At 68.4% G+C, this 19,339-nt stretch carries 15 protein-coding genes and 6 pseudogenes; 15 read left to right on the top strand and 6 right to left on the bottom strand.

The window, feature by feature from the left end:
- Positions 1-480 precede the first annotated feature (480 nt).
- Positions 481-1,083, bottom strand: coding sequence for a TetR/AcrR family transcriptional regulator (locus tag OHT57_RS40575; protein ID WP_328751838.1), 603 nt, complete (start codon positions 1,081-1,083; stop codon positions 481-483).
- A gap of 168 nt (positions 1,084-1,251) precedes the next feature.
- Here OHT57_RS40575 and OHT57_RS40570 point away from each other — a divergent pair, with 168 nt between their 5' ends.
- Entirely contained in the window at positions 1,252-1,965 is a 714-nt protein-coding gene (locus OHT57_RS40570; protein ID WP_328751837.1) for an SDR family oxidoreductase, read from the top strand.
- Positions 1,966-2,429: 464 nt separating this feature from the next.
- Here OHT57_RS40570 and OHT57_RS40565 read toward each other — a convergent pair whose 3' ends face one another.
- Positions 2,430-2,954, bottom strand: coding sequence for a cysteine hydrolase family protein (locus OHT57_RS40565; protein WP_328751836.1), 525 nt, complete (start codon positions 2,952-2,954; stop codon positions 2,430-2,432).
- Between the two features lie 211 nt (positions 2,955-3,165).
- On the opposite strand from OHT57_RS40565, the gene OHT57_RS40560 reads away from it, so the two are divergent.
- A complete protein-coding gene (locus OHT57_RS40560) occupies positions 3,166-3,792 on the top strand; it encodes a TetR/AcrR family transcriptional regulator (protein ID WP_328751835.1) in 627 nt (208 codons plus the stop codon).
- A gap of 227 nt (positions 3,793-4,019) precedes the next feature.
- Positions 4,020-4,241, top strand: a pseudogene (locus OHT57_RS40555) (transposase); the annotation flags it as partial.
- Positions 4,242-4,477: 236 nt separating this feature from the next.
- Here the strand turns inward: OHT57_RS40555 and OHT57_RS40550 are convergent.
- Positions 4,478-4,753, bottom strand: a complete 276-nt coding sequence (locus OHT57_RS40550) for a hypothetical protein (RefSeq protein WP_328751832.1) — start codon at positions 4,751-4,753, stop codon at positions 4,478-4,480.
- Between the two features lie 104 nt (positions 4,754-4,857).
- Here OHT57_RS40550 and OHT57_RS40545 point away from each other — a divergent pair, with 104 nt between their 5' ends.
- The 4 genes and pseudogenes from OHT57_RS40545 to OHT57_RS40530 all read left to right on the top strand — a co-directional run.
- Entirely contained in the window at positions 4,858-5,964 is a 1,107-nt protein-coding gene (locus OHT57_RS40545) for a ricin-type beta-trefoil lectin domain protein (protein WP_328751831.1), read from the top strand.
- A gap of 307 nt (positions 5,965-6,271) precedes the next feature.
- Positions 6,272-7,882 (top strand): annotated as a pseudogene (locus OHT57_RS40540) (glycoside hydrolase family 43 protein); the annotation flags it as partial.
- Positions 7,859-8,371: an RICIN domain-containing protein gene (locus OHT57_RS40535; protein WP_328753468.1), complete on the top strand. Its 513-nt coding sequence runs from the start codon at positions 7,859-7,861 to the stop codon at positions 8,369-8,371. The pseudogene OHT57_RS40540 and the gene OHT57_RS40535, both read left to right, overlap by 24 nt.
- Before the next feature lie 104 nt (positions 8,372-8,475).
- Positions 8,476-8,715, top strand: a pseudogene (locus OHT57_RS40530) (IS701 family transposase); the annotation flags it as partial.
- 70 nt (positions 8,716-8,785) lie between these two features.
- Here OHT57_RS40530 and OHT57_RS40525 read toward each other — a convergent pair.
- Positions 8,786-10,228, bottom strand: coding sequence for a non-reducing end alpha-L-arabinofuranosidase family hydrolase (locus OHT57_RS40525; protein ID WP_328751830.1), 1,443 nt, complete (start codon positions 10,226-10,228; stop codon positions 8,786-8,788).
- A 979-nt stretch (positions 10,229-11,207) separates the two neighbouring features.
- Here OHT57_RS40525 and OHT57_RS40520 point away from each other — a divergent pair.
- Positions 11,208-11,795: pseudogene (locus OHT57_RS40520) on the top strand (xylosidase); the annotation flags it as partial.
- A gap of 205 nt (positions 11,796-12,000) precedes the next feature.
- Positions 12,001-13,506, top strand: a complete 1,506-nt coding sequence (locus OHT57_RS40515; protein WP_443053542.1) for a glycoside hydrolase family 43 protein — start codon at positions 12,001-12,003, stop codon at positions 13,504-13,506.
- A 40-nt stretch (positions 13,507-13,546) separates the two neighbouring features.
- Here the strand turns inward: OHT57_RS40515 and OHT57_RS47550 are convergent.
- Positions 13,547-13,717, bottom strand: a pseudogene (locus OHT57_RS47550) (IS6 family transposase); the annotation flags it as partial.
- A 220-nt stretch (positions 13,718-13,937) separates the two neighbouring features.
- On the opposite strand from OHT57_RS47550, the gene OHT57_RS40510 reads away from it, so the two are divergent.
- From OHT57_RS40510 to OHT57_RS40485, 6 genes and pseudogenes are all read left to right on the top strand, one after another.
- Positions 13,938-14,240, top strand: coding sequence for a hypothetical protein (locus OHT57_RS40510; RefSeq protein WP_328751829.1), 303 nt, complete (start codon positions 13,938-13,940; stop codon positions 14,238-14,240).
- Positions 14,237-15,382 (top strand): ABC transporter substrate-binding protein, encoded by a 1,146-nt coding sequence (locus OHT57_RS40505; RefSeq protein ID WP_328751828.1) that lies wholly within the window; start codon positions 14,237-14,239, stop codon positions 15,380-15,382. Before OHT57_RS40510 ends, OHT57_RS40505 begins: the two co-directional genes overlap by 4 nt.
- A gap of 415 nt (positions 15,383-15,797) precedes the next feature.
- Positions 15,798-15,959 (top strand): annotated as a pseudogene (locus OHT57_RS40500) (MmyB family transcriptional regulator); the annotation flags it as partial.
- A 232-nt stretch (positions 15,960-16,191) separates the two neighbouring features.
- Complete coding sequence (locus OHT57_RS40495) at positions 16,192-17,265, top strand: aromatic ring-hydroxylating dioxygenase subunit alpha (RefSeq protein WP_328751827.1); 1,074 nt, start codon at positions 16,192-16,194, stop codon at positions 17,263-17,265.
- A complete protein-coding gene (locus OHT57_RS40490) occupies positions 17,262-17,480 on the top strand; it encodes a hypothetical protein (RefSeq protein WP_328751826.1) in 219 nt (72 codons plus the stop codon). Before OHT57_RS40495 ends, OHT57_RS40490 begins: the two co-directional genes overlap by 4 nt.
- Positions 17,473-18,411: a PDR/VanB family oxidoreductase gene (locus OHT57_RS40485; RefSeq protein WP_328751825.1), complete on the top strand. Its 939-nt coding sequence runs from the start codon at positions 17,473-17,475 to the stop codon at positions 18,409-18,411. Before OHT57_RS40490 ends, OHT57_RS40485 begins: the two co-directional genes overlap by 8 nt.
- Here the strand turns inward: OHT57_RS40485 and OHT57_RS40480 are convergent.
- A complete protein-coding gene (locus OHT57_RS40480) occupies positions 18,326-19,180 on the bottom strand; it encodes an IclR family transcriptional regulator domain-containing protein (protein ID WP_328751824.1) in 855 nt (284 codons plus the stop codon). The two genes, OHT57_RS40485 and OHT57_RS40480, sit on opposite strands and share 86 nt — an antisense overlap.
- Positions 19,181-19,339: the final 159 nt, after the last annotated feature.

Raw genomic sequence — 19,339 nt, 5'->3', positions numbered from 1 at the left:
TCGCCAGTCTATGGTAGTTCAAACGTAATCCAAAGATTCGGCAACGACGACGGCGGGCGGGCGTCGGCCTCTCACGGTCAGCCGGGCAGGCAGTTGTTCCTGCGGATCAGCCTGTCGAACACGCCCGCGGGTGCGAGGCGGCGCGCGGCGGTACCCGTGAGGCCGCCGGGCCGCCGGTACAGCGCGGCTTCGACATCTCGTCGGTGGCCGCGGTGACGGTCGCCCTGACCCGGCGGAGGCAACCAGCCGTACGCGCCGCGCGGACCGCCCTACCGCCCTACCGCCCTACGGCAAGAGGTCGCCGAGCGGGCCCACGAGCCGCTTCCGGAGTGAACGTCAACGAGATGCAGGTGCGGTGAACTCCCGCCGATCGAACGACAGCCGCAGCCCCGTCGACTCGGTCGGATCAGCGCCATGCCGCAGCCGAAGGCCATCCTCACGATCACCCGCCCGAGGCCGGCCCCGAGGCTCGGCCGCGCTTCAGCGAGGCAGCAGGACCGCGACCTGCCGCCGGATGTCCTGCACGATCTCCTCGACGCTCAAGGCGATGTTCACGCTCGCCGCCGTGCTGAGGAACATCACAGCGGACACGATGTGCGCCAGCGTCGCGGCGTCGCCCTCCGTGACCCGCCCGTCTCGGCGCAGCACAGCGGCGATGGCCTCCTCGGCCTGCACGACGATGGCGAGTGCCGCGCCGTGCCGGGGCTCCTCGGGGTCGCCGAAGACCATCTCCCGCAGGTAGGTGCGTCCATTGTCGATCTGAACGCGATTGCACTCCACGATCGGCCGGACGATCGCCAGCACCGCGTCCAGCACGCCCGGGACGGTCTCGGCGTCCGCCCGGCCCAGCTCAAGTGCTTCGACGTACTTGGCGTTCTGGACAAGCAGGAGGAGTTCACCCTTGGTCTTGGCATAGAGGAACAGGGTCCCGGTGCCGATGTCGGCCTTGTCGGCGATCTGCTGGGTCGTGACCTCGTCGATGCCGTGTTCGGCGAACAGCTCAGTGGCGGCAGCAACGATGCGGTCGAACTTTTCCTGCTTGTTCCGCTCGCGCCGTCCGACCGGCCGGGGGGCGACAGACATGGCGGTGTCCTCCAGGAGTAAATTCTGACTGTAATCAGTTATGATGGCAGTCACTACCGCGTGGGCTCGACTATGGCTGCAGTCATTCTCCCATGGCAGGGCGAGGAGCCGTTGCTCCATCCGTGCACAGCCACGCACTCCACATCCCCTTGGAACGAAGGAATACCCATGCCCTCTCTCGATGGAGCAGTCGTCCTCGTCACCGGTGCCAACGGCGGTATCGGCACCCACTTCGTCCACGAGGCCCTGGCTCGCGGCGCCGCCAAGGTCTACGCCACCGCCCGTTCCCCCCGCGTCTGGGACGACGAACGCATCGTCCCCCTGACACTTGACGTCACCGACCCCGCGTCGATCGACGCGGCCGCCGCCACCGCGGCGGACGTCACCGCGCTCATCAACAACGCGGGCGCCACCCCGCCGAGCGCGAGCCTGCTGGACGTCACCGAGGCGGACATCCGGGCAAACATGGAGACGAACTTCTTCGGCCCGGTCCTCCTCGCCCGCGCCTTCGCACCGGTCCTCGCCGCCAAGCAGGGGTCGATCCTCGTCGACGTGCACTCCGTCGCCAGTTGGTACGCCTTCGGCGGCGTCTACAGCGCGTCCAAGGCCGCGCTGTGGTCAGCCACCAACTCGCTGCGCATCGAGCTCGCCCCCAAGGGCATCCACGTGACGGGCGTGCACATGGGCTACGTCGACACCGGCATGGCCGCGCACGCCGACGGCCCCAAGATGCCGCCGGAGCAGCTGGTGACGACGGTCTACGACGCCGTCGAGGCCGGCGAGTACGAGGTCCTGGCCGACGAGTTGACGGCGCAGGTCAAGGCGGCTCTGAGCGGCCCGGTGGAAGCGCTTTACCCGGACCTGCACGGCACGAACGCCTGAGCCTGTTCTTCGGTCCCGACGTGATCTCTTCACGCCGGGACCCATGACCCATCGCGTTCGAACGGTCGGGCGGCGTCGAGGAGAGGTGCACCGTCACGGTCGTAGAGCCGCCGATGACATCGGCAGTCGAACCAGCAGCAGTCCGCTCGATCAGTAGCGCGGCACCAACGTGATGACAGACCCCGTCGCAGGTTAGCTTGTCGCACTCCTGGCCCTGCTGGGCCGCTGTGCCGCTGTGCCGCTGTGCCGACCTGTCCACTCCGACCGCCATCCTCAGCATGGAGCCGAGCCCGACACACTGACCGGACCGCAGCATCCGAATCGCCGGCTCGAACCGGATCAGGACCGAGCTGGGCATCGAGGACTGAGCAAGGCCCGGGCGAACAGCGCGGTCGGTCGCACAGTGGCCCGTCGACTCCCCTCCGTGGACGCCGCGTTGAGGAGGGAGCCTGTGGCCCCGGCCGTCAGGAGAGGAGGCCAGTGACGGCGTTCGATTCCACCATGCGGGCGATGCGCCAGAGCCCGAGCCAGCTGGCGGGGAACACCGACTCGTCCACCAGGGCCGCATGAACTTGCGGATCCGGGTCGGCGCAGGCATCCGTGCAGACCAGGACCTCGTAGCCGATGTCGTAGGCCCACCGGGTGGTGGACAGGACCGTGCCAGAAGTTGCGACGCCGCCGAGGATGATCCGACGGATACCGGCCGTCTGCAGGCGCTCGTGCAGGTCGGTGGTGGCGAAGGCGCCCAGGGTCCGTTTGCCCAGCACCGGCTCGTCGCCGACGGGACCGAGCCGTGGGTGGAACTGGTCCCGCATCGCTTCGTGGGTGATGTGAAAAATGGGCACGCCCGCCTTCCGGGCGGAGGCGAGGGCATACGTCGCCCGGTCGGTGACGTCCGGGTCGTGGCTGTAGTTCTCGACGATGTGGGTGGCGTAGTCCAGCGCAAGGAAAGCAGTTTCCGGCCGGTCGGTTCCGTCGGCAAGGGGCATGGGATCTCGAACTTCCTTCACGGGTGAGACCAGTGGTGATCTGCAGCGCGGCCACCTCGCGTGCGCAGGCGACGCAAGTCAGGCTCTCTTTGCACAGCGGCCTGACGTGTGATTCCTCTGCACAGTATGCGGAGAGTGCGCCCCGGTTAAGCTACCATCAAACGGAGAGCGCACCCCGCTTACCCACCCGCCGAGCAAGGGGGATTTCGTCGTGAACGAGCCGCGGCCGCTTCGGGCTGATGCCCGTCGGAACCGGGACCGGCTGCTCGAGGTGGCACGGACGGCGTTCGCCACCGAGGGACTCTCCGTCCCTCTGGACGAGATCGCGCGCCGGGCAGGGGTGGGGCCGGGAACTCTCTACCGTCACTTCCCCACCAAGGAGTCACTCCTCGAAGCCGTCGTGCGTGAGCGAGTCCGGCATCTGGTCGATCGGACTCGGGCGTTGCGGGATACCGAAGACCCTGCAGCAGCCCTCTTCACTGCGCTGGACCAGGTTGTCGAGGACGCGGCCGTGAAGGCGGACCTCGTCGACACGTTGGCAGGCGCCGGAGTCGAGATCCGGACGGCGCTCGCAACAGATGTCACCCGACTCCACGAAGAGATCGACCATCTCTTGATCCGAGCCCAGAGCGCCGCTGCGGTCCGCGACGACATCGGCATCGCCGACCTCATGGCCGCCCTCGGCGGCGCCCTGTACGCGCTGCGGCACCTCGGTGCCGGTGCCGCCCGCGAACACGTCTTGGCCATCCTGTACGACGGCTTGCGGACGGGCAGTGCCCACGCAGCACAGGACCGACTCCGAGCCCAGGACACAAGGGCGAGTCCCGGGCGATCGTAGGGGTCGATGTTCGAACACTCCCGTTCACCGATCACCGCAGAGTTCGCATCGCTTCGGCCTGCACCGAAGATGGTGTCCCTTGTCGTGGTGTACGGGATCAGTGGCGGGAGTGCGCGGGCGTCTGCCCGGGGCGGACTTCCACGGGTGCGGGTCGCCCCCTGAACAGGAGGCGACCCATCGCGTAACTCTCCTTGGTGAACGCCCGGTTCAACCACGAGGAGTGCACGATGGCCCTGCCCCGGTCCGAACTGATACGGCTGCCGGAGTCACTACGCTCGACGGACGGAATCGAGCTCGTCCGGGCCATCGCCGAGCGGATGGTGCAGGAGCTGATCGAGGCCGAGGCAAGTGCCCACACCGGTGCGGAGTGGACCGAGCACACGCCGACGCGGACCAACATCCGCAACGGGCACCCGTCTGCGGTTCCACTCGTTTCTCATGGCGGCGACCCTCCCTGAACCAGGTGTCGAAGCGCTCCACTGGCCGTGAACGCTAACGGCGCATTTCACGCGGAACAAGAGGGCCGGCAAGAAGAAATCTTCTTGCATTGCAGCCATTGACAATCCGATAGAAGCGATGGAAACGTCGAAGCGCTTCAACACTCCGTACCAGCCTGCTTAGACGCCAGACTTCGCGTTTTCCGTCCCTCCCTGCGACCGAGAGGCATCCGTTCCGCGACGCCGCGCTACCGATGGGCAAGCGCATCGACGATTCGCTCGGTCGACTCACGCTCGGCGAGCGGATCGCGCTGCTCCACCCGTACGTATCGGACGTGGAGCGCCTCGACCTCGCCTCGTGCCGCACCGGCACGGAGGTGCATGCTGCACGGCGTCTCCTGACCCGGCGATGCGACGGTCTTTCCGCAGTCGAGCACCGGGGCGGACGGGACGCCGGATGGCTCGACGTTGTCAACGCTCACCTCGCAGCGGTTCCCCACCACGCCGTTCCGCCAGTACGTCATGTGCCCGCCGATGCCAACGGGACGACACAGCAGCCAAGTTGCCGACACGAACGGCGAACAGCCCCCGCCAGATTCAGCACTCACTCGCAGAAGAGGACGACTGCATGAGAAAGCCTTGGATCCTCTCCCTCATCACGCTGGTCATTGCCGCGCTCGGGATGACGGCAGCAGGAGTGCCCCCTGCCTCCGCCGCCTCGAACACACCCTTACGGGTCATGCCGTTGGGCGACTCCATAACCTGGGGCGTGGGAAGCAGCACGGGCAACGGCTACCGGGGTCCGTTGTGGGACATGCTGGCAGCGGACGGCCATTCGCTGGACTTCGTCGGCACGTTGCGGGGCGGTTCGATGTCCGACCCCGACAACCAAGGTCACCAGGGATACAGGATCCACCAGATCGCCGAACTCGCCGACGCCTCGCTGACCCGCTACCGGCCCAACGTGGTGACGCTGATGATCGGCACCAACGACCTGGCCGGGAGCTATCAGGTCTCCACCGCCGCCGACCGGCTGAAGTCGCTGGTCAACCAGATCACCGCCGACGTCCCCGACGCGACCGTCCTCGTGGCCTCCCTGGTCGTGTCCACCAGCGGCTCGGAGGAGCAGTACCGAGCCGAGTACAACCAGGCCATCCCCCAGATCGTGAGCGAGGCACAGGCCGCGGGCAAGCACGTCACGTACGTGGACATGAGCAGCCTGACCACGGCCGACCTGGACGACGCCCTGCATCCCAACGACGCGGGCTATCAGAAGATGGCCGACGCCTTCCACCGTGGCATCCAGTCCGCGGACAGCGCCGGGTGGCTGAGGAACCCCGCCCCCGCCCCCGCACGCGTGCAGTCCGACATGGGCGGCAAGTGCATGGATGTCAGCGGCTTCGGCACCGCCGACGGGACCGCCGTCCAGATCTGGAGCTGCGGCGACAGCATCAACCAGTACTGGTCCGCCTACACCGACGGCACCCTGCGCTCCATGGGCAAGTGCCTCGACGCCGCCGGCTTCGGCACGGCCAACGGCACCAAGGTGCAGCTCTGGGCCTGCCACGGCGGCACCAACCAGGTCTGGCAGCCCTACGACGGCGGCTACCGCAACCCCGCCTCCGGCCGCTGCCTCGACATCCCTGGCTTCTCCACGACCGACGGCACGCAGCTCCAGCTGTGGGACTGCCACGGCGGCACCAACCAGAAGTGGACCGCTCTGACCGCCGGATGACCTCCGCTCCCGGAACCTGAGCCCCTCCCCGCCCCCGGTCCCGGGATTCGAGGGCCGCTCCTGGACCGGCCGGCATCACCCCGTCACCCTGGTCACCGCCGCCCACGCGTTCCTGACTGAGCAGCGCCTGGCCTCACATGCCGATACAGCGGGCTCACTGCCGTGGGCGAGCCGCCGACCACCAGTTGATCGCCCGGTGTTGACACCCCTCCCGCCCCCTCCTACGTTCCCGTTCGACTTTCCGAATGACGTCCGGCATTTCGAACTTCACTCTCGATCCCCTTACCCGTGAGGAAGCTGATCTCGCATGTCATGGCTCCAACACCCCCACAGTCGCCGGAGAATCATGGCGGTCACCGCCGGCCTGGTCGCGGGCGCCACACTGCCGGCGATGGACGCGATGCGCGCGGCGGCGGCCACGACGGCCCAGCAGGAGCGGTTCACCAACCCGGTGATCTGGCAGGACTTCGCCGACCTCGAGGTCATCCGCGTCGGCGACACGTACTACTACACCGGCTCGACCATGCACTACTCGCCCGGCGCGCCCGTCCTGCGCTCCTACGACCTGGTCAACTGGGAGTTCATCGGCCACTCGGTGCCGGTCCTCGACTTCGGCGACGCGTACGACCTCAACGGCGGACAGGCGTACGTCCAGGGCATCTACGCGTCCTCGATGCGCTACCGCCCCAGCGACAAGACCTTCTACTGGCTGGGCCAGATCGGCTGGCAGCGGTCGTACGTATACAGCGCCACCGACGCGGCGGGCCCCTGGACCCGGCACGCCGAGATCGGCAGCATCTACTACGACGCGGGGCTGCTCTTCGACGACGACGGCACCCCGTACGTGGCGTACGGCGCCAACGAGATCCACGTCGCGCAGCTCGCCCCGGACATGCGCACCGAGGTCAGGTCCGAGCACGTGCTCACCAAGCCCGACGCGTTGCACCTGATGGAGGGCTCCCGCTTCTACAAGATCAACGGGAACTACTACATCTTCGTCACCCTCCCGCCCAACGGCCAGTACATCTGGAAGTCCACCTCAGGCCCCTTCGGCCCGTACGAAATGCGGGAGGTGCTGTTGAACCTGCCCGGCCCGATCCCCGGCGGCGGCATACCGCACCAGGGCGCGCTGGTCGACACCCCGAACGGCGACTGGTACTACATGGGCTTCATCGACGCCTATCCCGGCGGCCGCGTCCCCGCCCTGGCCCCGGCCACCTGGAACGCCCAGGGCTGGCCCGAGCTCCAGACCGTCAACGGCACGTGGGGCGAGACATACCCCTACCCGGTCACCCCGCACCCGCTCCCGCCGATGACCGGCGCCGACACCTTCGAGGGGACGGCGCTGGCGCCGTACTGGGAGTGGAACCACAACCCCGACACCGCCGCGTTCACCGTCAACAACGGGCTCACCCTCAGGACCGCCACCGTCACCGACGACCTCTACAGCGCCCGTAACACCCTCACCCGCCGCATCCAGGGCCCCGCCTCCACCGCGACCGTGGTACTCGACTACTCCGGGATGGCGGACGGCGACCGGGCCGGGCTGGCGATGCTGCGGGACTCCTCCGCCTGGATCGGCGTCACGCGGCAGAACGGCGTCAGCAGGCTGGTGATGTTCGACGGCCTGACCATGGACACCAGCTGGAACACCAGCAGCACCGGCACCGAGCAGGCCCGCGCCGACCTCCCCGCGTCCGGCAACCGCGTCTGGCTGCGCGCCACCGCCGACATCAGCCCGGGACCGGGCCGCCAGGCGACGTTCTCCTACAGCACCGACGGCACCACCTTCACCCCGCTCGGCCCGGCCTACACCATGAACGAGAAACCTAATTTCTTCATGGGCTACCGCTTCGCCGTCTTCAACCACGCCACCAAGGCCCTCGGCGGCAAAGTGCGGGTGGAACGCTTCGACTTGCGCGCGTGCGCGCCGACGGCGCAAGCAGGCACTGTGGACACGAACGCCTGGTACGTCGTGGTCAACCGCAACAGCGGCAAGGCGCTGGACGTGGCGGGCGCGAGCTCCGCGGACGGCGCCGCGGTCACGCAGTGGGGCCGGTACGACGGGACCAACCAGCAGTTCCAGTTCGTGGACTCCGGCGGCGGCTACTACCGGTTGAAGGCGAGGCACTCCGGCAAGCTGCTGGACGTCGACAGCTGGTCGACCGCCGACAACGCCGCCATCCACCAGTGGACCGACCACGATGGCTTGAACCAGCAGTTCCGGTTGGCGGACTCACCGGACGGATACGTCCGGTTGATCAACCGCAACAGCGGGAAGGCCGTCGAGGTACCGGGCTTCTCCTCCGCCGACGGGACCGGCATCGTCCAGTACTCGGACTGGGGCGGCGTGAACCAGCAGTGGAAGCTCGTCCGCGTCGACTTCGCGGGCTCACGCTCCTGCTGACACCGGTATCCGGTTCAAGCCCACCGAAACTCCCCTTGCCCGCCGCTGGACAAGGGGGGGGTTTCGGTCTGCGCACGGCCGACAGCGAGGTCCGAAAGGAGTGCTTTCAGGCGGCGAAGAACGAGTGCGGCTTGGACCAGTACGAGGTCCGTCGTCACATCGGCTGGTATCGGCACATCACCCTGGCCGTGCCCGCCCACGCCTACCTCGCGGTCATGGCGGCCGACGCGGCGAAAAAGGGGGATGCAGATCCTTCGAGGTCGTACGCGCCAAGCAGTGGGTCGGCTCGGCCTTTCACCGACCCCGCCGCTCCGACTCCACCCGTTCCTGATCGCTCGCTGTGACGCTCACCCCGTTCGCGTACGTAGTTGCCCGCGAACGTCAGGAACACCAGCACCTGCGTCACGCCACCGGCTAGCGCTGCAGTGTCAGTACCCCCGGCCGGTACGGCAGGAGGCCGTAGTCCCCGCCGTCGGTGCTGGGGTCGCGCCCCTGGTAGAGGAACTGCAGGTTGCAAGGGTCGATGGTCTTGGTCTGGTCGGGGTTGGTGCGAACCAGATCGCCGTGGCTGATGTCCGTCGTCCAGGCCGTCGCGCCGCTGTTGACACTGCCGGCGAAGGGGCTGGTCACGGTGTCGGCCCCGGATTGCGGTGTCCAGGTGCCGTCGAGGCTGGTGGCCGTGAACGCGCGGAAGTAGCGACCGTACCCTGTGTAGTTCTGGGCCTCGACGATCATGAGGTACTGGTTCTGACCCTGGATCTTGTAGACCTCGGGCGCCTCGAAGAGGTTGAGCGGCGTGTCGCTCATGATCTTCGTGAACGAGCCGAAGGTGCCCGGGAAGTTGCCGATGGGCATGCTGGCGCGGTAGATGCCGCCCTCATCGTCGGCGAAGAACATGTACATGTTCGTGTCGTCGCCGATGAGGGTCACGTCGAGGGGGCCGCCCTTCGGGAGGGTGCCCGTGAACAGCTCCTGCTGCGCGGACCAGCCGTTGGGGTTGGTGGGGTCGCTCGAGGTGCGGTATCCGAAGCTGTATGGCCAAGCCCCGTTGTAGGCGAGCACCCAGAGGTTCTTCGGGGCGAAGTAGAACAGCGTCGGCGCGATGCCGTCGAAGGGGATCGTGTTCTGGGTGGCGGTGGCCATGTCGGACCAGTTCGTGAAGGGGCTGAAGGTCGTCAGTCCCCAGCGCCCATCATCACCGGCGAGGGTGTTGTGCGTCGTGGCATAGACGACGTGCTTGCCGTTGTAGACGACGCTGGTGAAGTCCTTGAGCGAGGCCCACCCCGCCTTCGGCTCCGCCAGCGGGCCGGTCGATGTCCAGCGGTAGGTCGACGGAAGAGCACACATGTTGTTCGCCCCCGACAGTCCGGTCCACTTCTGGTTGGCGCCACCTTGGCACGACCAGAGCCGCGCCTCCGTGCCGTTGGTCTTGCCCCAGCCCGAGGCCTCCAGGCACAGCCCGGACCGCACACCGATGATCGTGCCGTCGGGGTTCACCCGCCACTGCTGGTTGTCACTGCCGTTGCACGTCCAGATCTGCACCGGGGTCCCGGCCGTGGTGCCTCCGCCCCGGGCATCCAGGCACTTGTTGCCGTACACGGTCAGCTGACTACTGTCCGTCAGCGTCCACTGCTGGTTGGTGCCGCCGTGGCAGTCCCAGATCTGCACGTTCGCGCCATCGGTCTGGCTGACGCCCGCCACATCGAGACAGCGGCCGGAGTCAACACCGCGTACGTCGCTGGTGGTGGCCGCCTGCGCCGGGCCGGCGACGAGCAGCGCCGCCAGCGCGGCCAGGGCCGCGACCACGGCGGCGAGCACCGCGGACGGGCGTCTGCGGCTGAAACTACGTCTGCGCATAAGGACCTCGTCATCCTTGAGCAAGCGACTCCGGTCGGGCCCGTCAAGGGCTGCCCGGATGCCGGTGTGGCGGAACCCCGACTGTTCGATATAACGAACAGCGGTCGAAGTGCCGATCGGGAGAATGCTAGACATCCCATGAATGACGTCAATACTTCTCGCAAGATCCGCGGGCAGAAACGTTCGCAGGGTGAAACCAGGCGGCTTCAAGTCCCATGGTTGTACGGGCCTTTGATGTGAGGGTCAGGTAGTGATGCGGGCGCGGGCCTGGACAGGCGCCGCTGCAGTACTGGTTGCCGCCGCTCCCGAACAGGTTGCCGCCCGGCCCAAATTGAGGGTGTGAGGGGCAGCGGGCGCAGGCGGGTGCGTTCGAGCCTCGGGCGGGGAGGCCGGCGCCCTGCCTGTCTCGCGGTGGACGCAGGTGCCGACCTGTCGCCAGAAGGCCGCACAGGCCCCGCGGAGTTCGGCGAGGGCTCGGCGATCCACAGCCGGTCAAGTACGACGGCGGCCGGACCGCCACCGCTCCCTTCGCCCGTGCGACCGCCCGCCGCGTCGTCCGCTCGTCCCCGGTGAACCCCAGTAGCTGGAGGCGTTCGTGAGCTTGCCGGCTCGCACCACGCGCTGCGACCGGTCGCCCCACTCCTCGATCTTCGGAATGAATGGGTCGATCAAGGATCTTGTGCTGCCCGCTCTCAACTCCTAGGATCCATGCCGTCCGAAGGGTCGGTCCACGTTCGCAGTCTCGAACACGCCCGCCGAAGCGACTTGCGCATGGTGCACATGCCGGGCATGACAACACCCGCATCATCCGTACCAGTAAGGCTCTCCCCCACACGCCAAGTGCCGGACCTTGAAGGGTGCACCCGGCATTCGTGCGACGAGCCCCGATCGCCTCCTGGAGCATCGCGTGACGTCACCCGCACCATGCCGCGCCCGCGCCTGTGCCGCGCGGCCGTGGTCCTCGTATCAGGCCTGACGCGGCCGGCCCGACGTCCAACTCGCAGGCCGTGCCTGGGGCACGTCCTGTCCCAGCCCCGTCCCGCCGCCGCCACCCCGCCAGGGCACCCCACTGACCGGCGGCGACACCTACGACGCAACGACCGTGAAACCGAAGCGGGAAGGGAACCACAATCCGGACGACGACAAGTGGTCCGTCAACAACGGCCTGACCCTGCGCACCGCGACGGCCACCAACCACCTGTACCGGGCGCGCAATACCCTCACCCACCGGATTCAGGGACCCACCTCCACCGCGACCATCCAGCTGGACTACGCAACGATCCGCGACGGACAGCAACTGGAACACCACCGGCGCCGAAGTCGCGAGCGCCAACGTCACGGGCGGTCGTATCCGGCTGCGCGCGGCCGCCGACATCCGCCCCGGCGCCCCCCGTCCGGGAACCTTCTCCACAGCACCGACGGCACCAGCTTGACCCGCCTGGGGCCCGCGTTCACCAGGGGCCGCACCCGGCAGTTCTTCACGGGCTACCGCTTCGCCCTTTCCCACCACACCACGCGGACACTCGGCGGCTCCGTCCGCATCGCACGGTTCGCGCTGACCGCACCCCGAGCGCGGCAACGTTCCTCCCCGCATCTGACCAGCTACTCAGTCCCCGACCCGCAGCACCAGGAAGGACCACACCATGGCCAGTACCGCCGCACACAGGCCAACGGCTCACCCGACCGCGGTGAGATCACCCGCCACCGGTACGAGACTCGCCCGGGCAACCTGGGGACTGATCCTCATATTGGCGTTCGCCGTCCTTCCCGCCGTGGTGCATCCCACAGCGGCCAGAGCCGACAACCCGATCGTGCAGCACGTCTACACCGCCGACCCGGCCCCGCTGGTCTACAACGGACGGGTCTACCTCTACACCGGGCACGACGAGGACGGCTCCAACTCCTCCTTCGTGATGAAGGACTGGCGGGTGTGGTCCTCCGCCGACATGGTCAACTGGACCGACCACGGCTCGCCGCTCAGCCTGGCCACCTTCAGCTGGGCGTCCACCGACGCGTGGGCGGGCCAGGCCGTCGAACGGGACGGCAAGTTCTACTGGTATGTGCCGGTGACGGCCCGGGCGACCGGCCGGATGGCCATCGGCGTGGCGGTGTCGGACAGCCCCACCGGCCCGTTCCGGGACGCCCTCGGCCACCCGCTGGTGGAGAACAGTGAGATCGACCCGACCGTCTTCATCGACGACGACGGCCAGGCCTACCTGTACTGGGGCCATCCGAACCTGTGGTACGTCAAGCTGAACGCGGACATGACGTCGTACGCAGGCAGCCCCGCCCAAATTCCGCTCACCACCGCGGGCTTCGGAACCCGCACCGACAACCCCGACCGCCCCACGCTGTACGAAGAAGCACCCTGGGTCTACAAGCGGAACGGCCTGTACTACATGGTGTATGCGGCCAAGTGCTGCTCGGAGTTCATCGCCTACTCCACGGCACCCAGCCCGACCGGGCCGTGGACCTACCGTGGAACGGTCATGCCCGCCCAGGGCAGCGCCTTCACCAACCACCCGGGCATCGTGGACTTTCAGGGCAACTCGTATTTCTTCTACCACAACGGCGCCCTCCCGGGCGGCGGCGGCTTCACCCGCTCGGTCGCAGTGGAGAAGTTCTCCTACAACGCTGACGGAACGATCCCGACGATCAACATGACGAACATCGGTGCACCCCAGGTCGGTGCGCTTGACCCGTACGTACGCCAGGAGGCCGAGACGATCGCCTGGGGTTCCGGGATCGAGACCGAATGGACCAGTGACGGCGGAATGGACGTCGGCTGGATCGAACCCGGCGACTCCATCAAGGTCAAGGGAGTGGCCTTCGGCGCCGGCGCCTCCTCCTACACGGCGCGCGTGGCCTCCGCCGGCGGCGGCGGCACCGTCGAGCTGCGCCTGGGCAGTCCGAGCGGGACGGTGCAGTGTGCCGAACACCGGCGGCTGGCAGGCCTGGACCACGGTGACCTGCCCGGTGAACGGCGCGACGGGAACCCAGGACCTCTACCTGCAGTTCACCGGCGGCAGCGGCTACCTGTTCAACATGAACTGGTGGCAGTTCACCCGCGCCGCGTAACCGCACCGCGTCGACTTGCCCCTCGGACTGAAGCCCAAGCATTCCGGCCTTCCCGCCCTCCCACATCCTCAACTCCAGCCAGGGCACGGTCGAAGAGGTGGCAACGGGTACGTCAGCGGGCCCGACCACGCCGTACGCCGGTGGCGACCTGGGCGGAATCCGGAGGGCGCTGGCACGTTGTTGGGTGCGTGAGTGCCTGACCGTGTGCTGGACCGCGACCGGCCCGGGTGTCGGCCCGGGTCAGGTTGTTGCGGGCAGGCCGGCAATGCCGGTGATGTGATCCCAGATGGTGAAGCAGATGATCATCTCGGCTCGGCAGCGGGTAGCGGACAGGCCGTGGCGGTGGGGTCGCAGGTGGGGTGCGATCCCGCTGAACGCGGCGAGGAATCTCTGCGCTCCGCCGGTGCTGCGGTCCTCCGCAGGCTCTCTCCCAACTCCGCCCACGCCCCATGCACTTCACGCCACGCCACCACCCACCCGGCCGACGGTGGCCGCAACAGCAGACCCGGTGCGACTCGCATCACACCGAGTGCCCCCATGACAACAATGCCTGATCTGTCAGATACCGTCTTGTCAGATGAATGGCTCGCGTCAGCGGGCCCCATCCTCGACCGAACAGCGAAGAGTCCTGATGAGCACACGCGAATTCACCGGCCTCGATCTGGACGTTCCGGTCGGCAGCAAGTCAGGAACCGCCGTCCTCGTCAACAGCGAGCAGGAGGCGCTGCCGACCGACGCCGACCTCACCCCCACCGACGGCCACCGGCTCGCCTCCGACATCCTCGGCTCGGGCAAGCTCACCGCCGGTCTGAGGCGCAGACCGTACGAGACCACCGACTTCGCTGCTTTCGCTCCCGCCCTCCCGGCCAAGGCGGTCCGCCGCCCTTATACCGGGCCCACCACTGCCCCCACGCAGAAAGGGTTACCCCAGTGACCAGCATTCCCAGTCGACGACGACTCCTGGCTACCGGAGCGGGCGCCGCGCTCGGCCTCGGCACGCTCGGCGCCACCGCGTCCCCCGCCGCGGCCTCCCCGGTCACATCCGCACGCGGAGCCGGCGCCGGCTCCGAGGAGACCAGGACCCTCGACGAGCTGTACCAGGCCGCCGTCGCCGAAGGCGGCAAGCTCGTGATCTACGCGGGCGGCGACCTCGCCAATTCGGGCAGCGGTGCGGGCGCCCGGACCGCCTTCCGCGCGCGGTTCCCAGAGATCGACCTCAACCTCATCGTGGACTACAGCAAGTACCACGACGTCCGCGTGGACAACCAGTTCGCGACGGACACCCTGGTCCCCGACGTGGTGCAGTTGCAGACGCTGCAGGACTTCACCCGCTGGAAGCGTCAGGGGCGGTTGCTGAACTACAAGCCCGCCGGCTTCAGCAAGCTCCACAAGAAGTTCAGGGACCCGGACGGCGCCTGGGTGGCCGGCATGGTCATCGCCTTCAGCTACCTGTACGACGTGGCGGCGGCCGGGGCCGACGCGCCGCAGACGCCGCTGGACCTGGTCGACCCGCGCTGGAAGGGCGCCATCGCCTCCTCCTACCCGCACGACGACGACGCGGTGCTCTACCTCTTCGCCCTCTACGCCGAGACCTACGGCTGGGACTGGGTGGCCGACTTCGCCGCACAGCAGCCGCAGTTCGCCCGCGGCTCCTTCTCCCCCGGCGCCGCCGTCGCCAGCAAGGAGAAGATCATCGGCGTCGGCGCGGGCGGCAACCCGCTCGCCACCACCCCGACCCGCTGGATGATGACCGACGGGCACCCGTTCATGGCGTGGGGCCAGCGGATCGCGATCCTGAAGCAGGCCGCCAACCCCACGGCGGCCAAGCTCTACCTCAACTGGCAGCTGTCCACCGAGCGTCAGACCTCCAACGGCTGGTCGGTGCGCACGGACATCGCGCCGCCCACCGGCCTGAAGCCGATCTGGGAGTACCCGAACGCCAACGTGGACGGGTTCCCTCGCTTCATGGAGGACCGGGCCCAGGTCGAGCGGCTGAAGCAGACCTTCGCCCTCTACTTCGGCGAGGTCAAGGGCGACCCGACACCCGGCTGGCCCGGTCTGCACCCGGGCGCCTGACCCTCCACCAGGCCCCGTACGTGACGGGTTCGACGGCCTCGGGGTGTCACACACCGTGGTCGGATCACAGCCGGCAGCGACGCGGGCGCGCCGTATGCCGACCATAGCTCGCGCTCGCCACGTGCGGGGTCCTGGTTCCAGCGACCCCGCTGGCCATCGACTACGGGACAGAGCTGAACGCTTTACAGCGCATGCTGATCATCGCTGCCAGCGGCATGTTGATGCTTCGCGGACGTCGCCGCAGGGCTTCGCACGCAAAGTGAGACCGCGTGAGTGACTGACGGCCCGGCAGCAACGCCACCCACCCGTGGCATGCGCGCCGGGCCGTCGGCGTCGGCGGTCAGGAAACAAACAGGGTCCAGGTGATGGTGTCGGCGGGGGTCTCGACGATCTCCTTGCCACGGCGCTGGATCAGGAACTGTCCACCCGCCGCGCGGAGTTCCGCACCAGCTGGGGCGCCCAGGACGTCCGCCACCACAGCACCGGCACCAACCGCTTCCACCACCAGTCCGTCGGCGCCCCCGCCCTCGCCTTCGAGGGCCTGGAAATGGCTGCCCAGCCCGGCCTCACCCTCACCCCCAATTGGGATCAGCCTCGTAGGTCAACACCCCTGAAGCAGACACGTAGCCCAGCGATGCAGACACAGTGCCGCGTGTCGGCCCGAGCCCATCCCGACTCGACCCCACGAGGGACTACATACCCTGAACAGGCCTTTCACCGATCTGCTTCCGTGAGACGGAAGAGGTATTGCGCTCCCATGACGCCCTTCCGGACGATGTCGTCGTCACCCAACGACGGGAGCCGCAGCCATGCCGCACACCACCGCATTCGCCAGGAACCAGTGGTACGTCGCCGCCTACAGCCATGAGGTCGGGCGTGAGGAGTTGCTCGGCCGGACGATCCTCGGTGAGCCCCTCGTCTTCTACCGCAGCGAGGAGGACGGGACGCCCGTCGCGCTCGCCGACCGTTGTGTGCACCGCAGGTTCCCGCTGCACGAGAAGCCCAGTCGGCTGGACGGCGACAAGCTCGTGTGCGGGTACCACGGGTTCACCTACGACAGGACGGGCACCTGTGTGTACGTGCCCGGCCAGAAGCGCGTACCGCGTACCGCGCGCGTCGCCTCCTACCCCGTCGCCGAGGTGGACTCCCTGGTCTGGGTGTGGATCGGCGACCCGGCACTCGCCGACGCCGACACCATCCCGCGGGCCAGGCACCTCGACTCCCCCGGCTGGGTCACCGTCCGCGGCATGGAGCCGATCGACGCCGACTACGGGCTGCTGGTCGACAACCTCCTCGACCTGTCCCACGAGACCTATCTGCACGGCGGTTACATCGGCACCCCGGAGGTCGCCGAGACGCCGATCACCACCGAGGTCGACGAGGGCGCAGGCATCGTGCGGGTGAGCCGGCACATGGACGACGCCGAATGCCCGCCGTTCTACGCCAGGTCCACCGGCATCGAGGGCCGGATCACCCGCTGGCAGGACATCGAGTACCACGCCCCCTGCCTGTATCTGCTGCACAGCCGCATAGCCCCGGTCGGTGTGCTGCCCGAGGCCGACGGCAGCGACCCGAACGGCTTCCACACCGAGATCACGTACGCCATCACGCCGTCCGACGACGGCAAGGTGTACGACTTCTGGATGGTCTCGCGCGACTGGGCGACCGAGGTCGCCGAGGTCACCGAGTTCCTGCGGGGCAACAACCACACCGTCGTCATGCAGGACGTCGACGCGCTCAACCTGCTCCACAGGACGCTGGGCACCGAGCGCACCGGCTACCAGGAACTGAGCATCAACATCGACACCGGAGGTCTCGCCGCCCGCCGTATCCTCGCCCGTCTCGTCGAGGAGGGCGACAAGCCCGTGGAGAAGGTCCTGTGACTGCCGGCGCGACCGGGGAGATCTACCGCATCGACTGGCTGCCGGGCACCGACACCCTGCACGGCACCTGTCACTGCGGACGCGAGCACACCTCGCAGGACCCGATCGAGATGTGGGAGTGGATGCTCGCGCACCCGAACGGCCACTCCCCGCAGGACAACCCGCAGGACGACGAGCCGCAAGGACACCGCTCGAAGGACACAGCTCATGAGTGACGCGTACGAAGCCGAACTCGTCGTCGGCCGCCGGGAGTCGGCTGCCGACGGCGTGCTCGCCCTCACCCTGCGCCACCCGCTGGGCGAACCGCTCCCGGCGTGGGAGCCCGGCGCCCACATCGACGTGGTGCTCGGGCCCGGTCTTGAGCGCCAGTACTCGCTGTGCGGCGACCCCGCCGACCGTACGGGATGGCGGATCGCCGTCCTGCGCGAGCCGGCCGGGCGCGGTGGATCCGCCCATGTGCACGAGCAGTTGCAGCAGGGCGACAAGGTCCGGGTACGCGGTCCGCGCAACCACTTCGCCCTGCGGCCCGCGCCGCACTACCGGTTCATCGCGGGCGGCATCGGCATCACACCGATCCTGCCGATGCTCGCGGCCGCGGAGGCCGAGGGCGCCCGGTGGACGCTGCTGTACGGCGGCCGGACGCGCAACTCCATGGCGTTCACCGAGGAGTTGAGCCGCTACGGTGACCGCGTCACCGTCGCCCCGCAGGACGAGACGGGTCTGCTGGACCTCGCGTCGGTGCTGGACGGCGTCCCCGAGGGCACGCTCGTGTACTGCTGCGGACCCGGTCCGCTCCTCGACGCGGTGGAGGAGCGCTGCCCGGCCGGACTGCTGCACGTGGAGAGGTTCGCGCCGAAGGAGCAACCGGCGGGTGACAACACGGAGTTCGAGGTCGAGCTGGCGCAGAGCGGCAGGAGCCTGACCGTCCCCGCGGACGTCTCCGTGCTCGACGCCGTGCGTGCCTCGGGCGTGGAGGTGCTGTTCTCGTGCACCGAGGGCACCTGCGGCACCTGTGAGACCGATGTCCTCGAAGGCACCCCGGACCACCGGGACTCGGTGCTCACCGACGAGGAGCGGGAGGCCGGGGAGACGATGATGATCTGCGTGTCCCGGTGCCGGGGGAAGAAGCTGGTGCTGGACCTGTAGCGATCCGGAGGTCGGCCTCGATTCCGGCCACCGTCTCCAGCAGCGCCGGCAAGAGGTCCCGCCGCATCGCTGCAAGGGTCGTACGGCCCGCCTGGACGGGGATGTTGACCGCCGCCACCACTTCGCCGCCCCGGCCCCGCACCGGGGCGGCGACCGAGCGCAGCCCCTCCTCCAGTTCCTGGTCGACGAGGGCGTAACCCTGCCGCCGCACCCGCTGCAGTTCCGCCCGCAGCAGGTCGACGGAGACGATCGTGCGGGCGGTGACCGGGCGCAACTCGGCGCGGGCCAGCCGGACTTCGAGGTCCTCGGCGGGCAGGTGGGCCAGGATCGCCCGGCCCACCGAGGTGACGTACGCCGGGAAACGCGTCCCGACGGTGATCGCCGCGGTCATGATCCGGCGTGCGGGCACCCTGGCCACGTACACGACGTCGTCGCCGTCGAGCACGCACAGGGACGTCGACTCCCCTGTGTTGCGGCCCAGTTGCTCCAGATGCGGTTCGGCGATCTGGGCCAGCGAGAAACTCGACAGATAGGAGTAGCCGAGCTCCAGCACGCGCGGGGTGAGCCGGTAGGCACGGCCGTCGGCGCGGACGTATCCGAGGTCGGCCAGGGTCAGCAGGAAGCGGCGGGCCGCGGCGCGGGTCAGTCCGCAGGCGCGGGCGACCTCACTGAGGGTCAGTTCCGGGTGGTCGGCGTCGAAAGCGCGGATGACGGCGAGACCGCGCTCCAGGGACCGGACGAAATGGGGAGCGCGGTCGGCTTGGGGCATCGTCGCCTCCGGAGGACGCGGGAGGTGCGCTCGGGGTGCGGACCGGGCGCACGATTCGGCAACTGTCAACAATATTGTTAGCCAAAGGCATTGACCCTACCCCCGCGAGCCCCATACCTTTCGCGCTGAGCACCACTGTGCGGTCTGCGCACACCTGTC

It is taken from the genome of Streptomyces sp. NBC_00285 (genome assembly GCF_036174265.1).
Classification (GTDB): domain Bacteria; phylum Actinomycetota; class Actinomycetes; order Streptomycetales; family Streptomycetaceae; genus Streptomyces.
This window is presented reverse-complemented; position numbering and strand designations above follow the sequence as displayed.